This is a genomic window from Tissierella sp. (assembly GCF_052089545.1).
Classification (GTDB): Bacteria; Bacillota; Clostridia; order Tissierellales; family Tissierellaceae; genus Tissierella_A.
In genome coordinates this window covers 1-7830 of the sequence record NZ_JBQDAA010000105.1, presented here as the reverse complement: position 1 = coordinate 7830, position 7830 = coordinate 1, and the positions used below count along the sequence as shown (strand labels likewise).

Here is a 7830-nt window from a genome sequence, read left to right as displayed (position 1 = left end):
CAATGTAAATAAACGTAGTAAATATGCGAGTTGTAGAGTTCTGCAACGAGCTATGTAAATAAATACTTAGGAGGCATAGATAAACAATGAAAAAAATATTGACTATAGCTGGTTCAGATTGTAGTGGTGGAGCAGGTGTTCAAGCTGATTTAAAAACTTTTGCTGCTCACAAAACATATGGCATGAGTGTTATTACATCTTTAACAGCTCAAAACACAATGGGAGTAACTGATGTGGCAGATTTATCACCAGAATTTATAGGAAAACAGATGGATGCAGTGTTTGAGGATATATATCCAGATGCAATAAAAATAGGAATGATTTCTAATGAATATATAGTTAAGATGATCGTAAAAAAATTAAAAGAATATGATGCTAAAAATATAGTGATAGACCCAGTTATGGTAGCCACTAGTGGTAGTGTTTTAATGGATTCTAAAGCTATAGATACATTAAAAGAAGAACTCTTGCCATTAGCTAGTATAATAACACCTAATATGAAGGAAGCGGGTGTTTTAAGTGGGATAAATGTCCATACAAAAGAAGATATGGAGAGAGCAGCTAAAATAATAGGCGAGTCTATAGATGGTGTTGTACTGGTAAAAGGTGGTCACTTAGATGAAAGTGCTGACGATGTACTTTATTTAGATGGTAAAGTAGATTGGATAAAAGGAGATCGTGTAGAAAACCCTAATACCCATGGAACAGGATGTACACTATCATCAGCAATAGCAGCAAATTTAGCTAAGGGAATGAATGTAAAAGAAGCTTTTGTAGAGGCTAAAGAATATTTAACTGGAGCTATAAAAGATGGATTAGATTTAGGAAAAGGTAGAGGTCCTCTAAATCACCTATATTAAAAAGATTTGCCCTAAGTGCAAATGTATGATATGATTTTAGATAGATTTTAACGAACAAAAAAATAATGTGAAGCGAGCATGAAGTAATATTGCTTAGTATGAGAATATTTTTAATATCCTCTGAAAGGTGAATATGAAAAATGAATCGGGAGACTGTGGTCTTTGGAGGGTCCTATTAAGAAACTTAATAAGGGGAATCCAATCGAGTATAGGGATATACTTTAGAGCTAAAAATTAGCCAGACATTCTAATCTTTCTATTTTATAAAATAGAAAGGCTTAGGATGTCTGTTTTTTTGTTCAAAAAATAAAAAGGAGAGAAAAAATGAAAAACAGTAAAAAAGTTTTAATGTTAGGACTAATATTAAGTATGGTGTTTGTATTGGGAGCTTGCGGGAAAGAAACTAATACACTAGAAGAGGTCAAGGAAAGTGGAGAATTAAGTTTTGCTATGACAGCTCAATATCCACCGTTTAACTTTTCAAATGATGATGGTGAAATAGTTGGGTTTGATATAGATATAGCAAAAGAGATCGCTGAAAGACTTGGAGTAGAAGCAAAACCCATAACAGCAGAATGGGATGGTATATTGACAGGGCTTATGGGAGGAAACTTTGATACAGTTATAGGAAGTATGGCTATTACCCCTGAAAGAGAAGAACAAGTTAGTTTTTCAAGACCATATTATTATGATGATGCGCAATTATTTACTAAAGAAGAAACAGAAGTAGAAGATATAAGTGAATTTGAAGATGGAAACATAGGAGTAGTAGTAGGTACAACGTTTGAAAAGGAATTATTAGATATGGAAAATATAAATGTAAAATCTTACCAAGGTGATGTAGATAATATTAGAGATTTAGAATTTGGACGTTTAGATGGACTTATAACAGCTAAACTTGTTGGTTTATATAATGCTGCAAAAGATGATATAGATATGGAACCGGTAGGAGAACCATTATATAGAGAAGAAATAGGTATAGCTATAAGAAAAGATGATGATGAACTTTTACAAGCTATAAATGATGCTTTAGAAGATATGGTAGAAGACGGAACATATAAAGAACTAAGTGAAAAATGGTTTGAGTACGACATGACAGACGAAATAGAATAATTAGGAGCTGAAAGATGAGTACAATTATAAATACAATAATAAGCTTTTTTTCTACAGTTATAGAATATATTCCCAAGTTTTTACCTGCAGCTGGGATGACAATAGGATTATCTTTTCTATCTATAATAGCAGGTACAATAATAGGTGTAGTATTTGCATTTATGAAACTGAGTAGATTTAAAGTTTTACAAGGAATAAGTAATATATATATAACTATAGTTAGAGGAACGCCTCTCTTGCTACAGCTTATATTTGTCTATAGTGCACTACCTAAACTAGGTCTTCAATTTCCGCCTTTTACAGCAGCAGTTATTGCACTAGCCTTTCACAATGGTGCCTATATAGCAGAAATATTTAGAGGTGCTATATCCTCTATTGCAGGAGGTCAAGTAGAAGCTGCAAGATCGCTTGGTATGACACAGTTTCAAGCTATGAAAAGAGTTGTCCTACCTCAGGCTGTAAAACGAGCTATACCGCCACTAGGCAATCAGTTTATAATAGCTATAAAGGATTCATCACTTGCAAGTGCCATAACTATTACAGAGATAATTATGGTTACAAGAAGATATGTTTCAGCAACTTACTCAGTATATGAAATGTTTACAGTAGCTGCTATATATTATCTAGTATTTACTTATGCACTTTCAAAGTTAGTAAATTTAGTAGAAAAGAAATTACAAGTATCAGAAAAGTCAAAGGATGATATAGTTTATGATTAAAATAAATAATTTCCATAAAAATTTTGGAGACTTAGAGGTCTTAAAAGGTGTAGATATGAAAATAGATGAAGGTGATGTTCAGGTTATCATAGGGGCTAGTGGGTCTGGGAAAAGTACCTTTCTTAGATGTATAAACTTTCTGGAAAGAATAGATAAAGGGGAGCTTTATATAGATGGTAAACTGATAGAACCTTCAGAAGCAGCAATAAATGAGATGAGAAAAGAAGTTGGAATGGTATTTCAAAGGTTCAATCTATTTCCACATATGAAAGTTATAGACAATGTTATAGAAGGTCTTGTAACTGTAAAAAAAGTAAACAGAAAAAAAGCCGTAAAAAGAGGAATAGAACTTTTACAAAAAGTAGGTATGGAAGATAAAAAAGATGAATATCCAGCAATGCTTTCAGGAGGACAGCAGCAAAGAGTTGCTATAGCTAGGGCACTTGCCATGGATCCTAAGATAATGTTATTTGATGAACCTACATCAGCCTTAGATCCAGAACTTGTTGGGGAAGTTTTAGAAGTAATGCAAGACCTTGCCTTAGATGGTATGACTATGGTAGTAGTAACCCACGAGATGAGTTTTGCTGAAGAGGTAGCAGATAAGGTTGCTTTCATGGATGAAGGTGTAATACTAGAGATGAGTTCACCTAAAGATATGTTTAACAATCCTAAAAATGAAAGAACACGAGAATTTTTATCTAGAATACTGTAAAAAGCTCTTTTCCATTAGGATGGAAAAGAGCTTTTTAATTTAGGGTCTTTTTTGTACCATTGATCATTTATCTGATATAATTAAGAAATATACTTGATAAAAATAATAAATAAAAGATCCTTAAGGAGGAAGTTTATGTCTTTAAAGATATTTCAGACAGGAGATATTCATATAGGTATGAAGTTTAACAACTATGGAGATAGAGTAAAAGAATCATTAGTCGAGGCAAGGTTTTCAGTTATAGAAAGAATGATAGATAAGTCTAGTGATTTAAATGCAGATTTATTTGTTATAGCAGGAGATCTTTTTAATTCAAATAAGGTAGCAAAAAAGGATATAAATAGGACTGTTAATATTTTAAATAAATTTAGTGGAGCAGCTGTATTAGTACTTCCAGGAAACCATGATTATGATAATGGCAAAATAGACTTATGGGAAGAGTTCTCTAGTTTTTCAAATGAAAAAATAATTCTTTTAAATGAAAAAAGATATTATAACCTGAAAGATTATGGTATAGATGCTCTTGTATATCCAGCCCCCTGTCACAACAAACATTCTAAAGAAAACAGTCTAGGATGGATAAAGAAAGAAGGAATCTCAAAAGATGGCACATATCACATAGGAGTAGCCCATGGAGCTATAGAAGGGCTTTCTGCCGACTTAGAAGGAAACTACTATCCTATGGGAATAGATGAATTGAACGATATAGCTACAGATGTTTGGTTGCTTGGACATACTCACGTTTGCTATCCAGCTAAAGAAAAGATATCCGACCATAAAATATTTAATCCAGGAACACCTGAACCAGATGGACTTGATTTTAACGGTAAGGGATGTGCATGGTTTATAGAAATAGAAGGGGAAGAAGTAAATGCTAAAAGAGTTGAAACGGGAAAGTATAGATTTTTAGATGAGAAGTTTTCAGTAAATAGTAGTAAGGACTTAGAAGATATAAAAAAATGGGCAATAGACGGGAAGCCCATGGAAAAAATACTTAGATTAAGACTTGAAGGAAGTTTATCAGAAGAAGTATATGAAAGTTTAAGCAACTACTATAGAGATTTAGAGTCTCAATTATTTCATTTGATGATAGAAGATTCAAACTTAAAAATAAAGATAAATGAAGAAATTATAGAAAGAGAATTTACAAAGGGATCTTTTCCTTATGAATTTTTAAACAAACTAACCCATGATGAAGATGCACTACAGATTGCTTATGATTTATTGAGGAGGGACTAATATGCGTATCAAATCTTATAAATGTAGTAGATTTGCAGGATTGAAAGATATGAATGTAGAGTTTTCTCAAGGTTTAAATGTCATACTTGGAGACAATGAATCGGGAAAAAGTACTATTATAAATGGAATACATTCTACACTTTTTAAAAATATCAAACTTAGAAAAAGCTATAATGCTGATATAAACTTTATTTCTAAATTTATGCCTAAGCCAAAAGGAGACTCCATAGATGGTAAGGTCATAATAGAAACAGGAGAAGGCCAACATGAAATATATAAGGAGTGGGGCAGTAAAGAGTCGATAAAATTTACAAATAGTGATGGAAGCATATATAAAAATGAAAAGGATATAAACTCTGAACTTTTAAAACTATTGAACTATGGTGAAGGTACATATACTAATATTGTATTTGCAAAGCAGGAAGATTTAAAAAGAGCTTTGGATAATATAATAGGAAATAGTGAAGTAACAGATGAAATAGGAGATCTCTTAAGAAAAACCATTATGGAGCTTGAAGGAGTATCTATAGACAAGCTACAAAAGGATATAGAAAAAGAGGTAGAAAGCTTATATAAAAGATGGGATATAGATAAAAACTATCCCCAAAATAATAAAGGTGTAAATAACCCTTACAAAACGGGTAAAGGGATTATATTAGAAAGCTATTATAAAAAAGAAAACTTACTCCTAGATATGGAAGAAACTCAAAGAACAGAAAAAGAATTTGAAGATATATGTGAAAAAATAAAAGAATTAGAAGAAAAAATAGGACCTTTAAAAGAAAAAAGGATAAGTTTAGAAAAGGTTGAAGAAGATGTAAATAAGAGACTTGTTTTAGAAGCTGAAATTTATGCCTTAAAAAAAGAAGCAGAAGAATTAGCAAAAATAAATGGAGACTGGCCTAGAGCTAAACTTCTCTTAGAACAATATGAAGAAAAAATAGAAAAAACAAGAGAAGAAAAAGAAAGTTTAAATAAAGAAAAGAAAAATATTGAAAAAGAAAAAACTAGAAAAAACCTAGAAAAAAAGCTTAAAGAAGTAAAAGAAAAAGATGAAGAGTTTGAAAAGTTAACTGAAGAACTATCTAAGTTACCAAAATTAAATGATGATAATATAAAAGAATTAAGCGATCTTCAAACTGAAATATTAACATTAGAAACTACCATGAAAGCAAGCAAGATGATAGGCATGCTTACAAGGGAAAATAAAAAAGATATTTATGTTTGCAAAGACTTTGGACAAAGAGAAAAATTAGAAATAGATGTACCATTTGAAGCAAATGGAGTAATAAATATATCAGAAAAAGATGGATTTGAAGTAAAAATAAAAACTGGCGATATAGACTATGAAGATTTAAATAATAAATATAATACTAGTAAAGAATCTTATGAAAAACTCTTAAAAGAATTAGAAGTAGAAACCATAGAAGATGCTAAGCTTTGTCTTGAAAGAATAGAAAGGTTAGAAAGAGCCATAGAAAGTTTAACAGACCAAAGGGCCTATATCTTAGGTGATACAAGAAGGGTTGAGCTTGAAGAAAGAATAAAAGAACTAGAAGATATAAAAGCTTCTAGAAGTGAAGGGGAAATTGAAGAACTTTTAAATAAAAATAGGGATGAAGAGTTAGACATACTAACAAAAGAAAATAATGAAAAGGAAAAAATAAAATTATGGGAAGAAAAATACACTGACTCTAACAACTTACTTTTAAACTTAGTAGAAAAAAAGGGAAATTTAAATTCAAAAGAAGAAGAACTAGAAAATTTAAAAGCACTTCCTCAAGAATTTGAAACAGCAGAAGAATTCAAAAAAGGACTAAGTCTTATTAAAGAAAGGCTGACAACTAATCAAGAAGAACTTGAAAGAATGCAACCGATTTTTTATCAAACACAAAACGAAATGTCAGATACAACCTATGAAGAAGTAAAGAAAGAATATATAGAAGCTCAAAATGAATTTAATGCTAATATAAAAAGAGGAGAAAAGTTTCTAGAAATTCAAAGAGTGTTTTTACAAACAAAAGAAGAGTTATCAAATAATCCTATGGAAAGCTTAGTAGATGAATTTGCTAGACTCTTAGAACTTATAACCGATGGTGACTATAAGCAAGGTGATATAGATGAAGAGTTTAATATAAAACTTCAAAATAAAAATGGTCAAATACCTATAGATCTCTTATCAGCAGGAACCTATGATAGTGTAAGCCTTGCCCTTAGATTCGCGCTATTAAAACATATCTTTCCTGACAAGGGAGGATATCTAGTACTTGACGACTGTTTAGTAGATTTAGATCCGGTTCGTAAGGAGCAGTCTGTAAGACTTATAAATGAATTTGCAAAAGATTATCAAATAATATTTACAACTTGTGATCCTCAAACAGCTAAGATGCTTGGAGGAAATAGAATAGAACTATAAGACAAAAGAGGTGAGTTACTTGGGAATTATGAAATATATAGATAAAGCAAGAGGTGCATATTTAACATATAAAACTAAAAAAGTAGTAATACCTGAAATTGAAAAGAGCAAGACTGTTCGGAAAAAGTTCATATTTTCAGGTAAAGTTCAAAGAGTTGGCTTTAGGTTAGAAACATATGAAATAGGGAAAAGACTAGACTTAAGAGGCTGGGTTAAAAATAAAGATGATGGAAGAGTAGAAGCAGAAATACAAGGTGAAATAGCTAAAATCAACTATCTAATAAGTCATTTAAAATCACTTAAGAGGTTATCAATTGATAATCTAGCAGAAAAAGATTTACCTTTAAAAGAAGATGAAAAGGAATTTAAAATTATATATTAAATATAAGGACTGATAATTATGAAAGATATAATCATAATAGGAGGAGGGGCTGTAGGAGCCTCTATAGCTAGGGAATTGTCACGGTATAAGCTAAAGGTCTTGCTATTAGAAAAAAACACTGAAGTTTGCCAGGAAGGAACAAAGGCAAATAGTGCAATAATACATGGTGGTTATGATGCCCAGCCAAGAACTCTAAAGGCAAAGTTAAATGTAAAAGGAACCTCTATGTACCCTAGTCTTTCTGAGGAATTAGAGTTTACTTACAAAAGGATAGGGTCTATGGTGCTTGCATTTGATGAAAAGGATGAAAGTATTTTAAAAGAATTATACAATAGAGGCATAGAAAACAAGGTTAAAGATATGGAAATAATAGATGGGAAAAGGGC

8 protein-coding genes are annotated in these 7830 nt (G+C 31.3%); all 8 read left to right on the top strand.

Features of this window, described 5'->3' with window-relative positions; genetic code table 11:
* Positions 1 to 86: 86 nt before the first annotated feature.
* Positions 87 to 860 carry a bifunctional hydroxymethylpyrimidine kinase/phosphomethylpyrimidine kinase gene (gene thiD, locus ACTHW2_RS08325; RefSeq protein WP_442263484.1) on the top strand — a complete coding sequence of 258 codons (774 nt, stop codon included), beginning with the start codon at positions 87 to 89 and terminating at the stop codon, positions 858 to 860.
* A gap of 324 nt (positions 861 to 1184) precedes the next feature.
* Positions 1185 to 1973: a transporter substrate-binding domain-containing protein gene (locus ACTHW2_RS08320; protein WP_442263483.1), complete on the top strand. Its 789-nt coding sequence runs from the start codon at positions 1185 to 1187 to the stop codon at positions 1971 to 1973.
* Between the two features lie 14 nt (positions 1974 to 1987).
* Positions 1988 to 2692, top strand: coding sequence for an amino acid ABC transporter permease (locus tag ACTHW2_RS08315; RefSeq protein ID WP_442263482.1), 705 nt, complete (start codon positions 1988 to 1990; stop codon positions 2690 to 2692).
* Positions 2685 to 3407: an amino acid ABC transporter ATP-binding protein gene (locus ACTHW2_RS08310; protein WP_442263481.1), complete on the top strand. Its 723-nt coding sequence runs from the start codon at positions 2685 to 2687 to the stop codon at positions 3405 to 3407. The genes ACTHW2_RS08315 and ACTHW2_RS08310 overlap by 8 nt, the downstream gene beginning before the upstream one ends.
* Positions 3408 to 3542: 135 nt before the next feature.
* Positions 3543 to 4646 carry a metallophosphoesterase family protein gene (locus ACTHW2_RS08305; RefSeq protein WP_442263480.1) on the top strand — a complete coding sequence of 368 codons (1104 nt, stop codon included), beginning with the start codon at positions 3543 to 3545 and terminating at the stop codon, positions 4644 to 4646.
* Position 4647: 1 nt separating this feature from the next.
* The gene (locus ACTHW2_RS08300) at positions 4648 to 7062 is read left to right on the top strand and encodes an ATP-binding protein (protein WP_442263479.1); all 2415 of its coding nucleotides are present in this window, start codon (positions 4648 to 4650) and stop codon (positions 7060 to 7062) included.
* Between the two features lie 28 nt (positions 7063 to 7090).
* Positions 7091 to 7444: an acylphosphatase gene (locus ACTHW2_RS08295; RefSeq protein WP_442263478.1), complete on the top strand. Its 354-nt coding sequence runs from the start codon at positions 7091 to 7093 to the stop codon at positions 7442 to 7444.
* An 18-nt stretch (positions 7445 to 7462) separates the two neighbouring features.
* On the top strand, positions 7463 to 7830 hold a 368-nt coding region (locus ACTHW2_RS08290), incomplete at its 3' end, for an NAD(P)/FAD-dependent oxidoreductase (protein ID WP_442263477.1).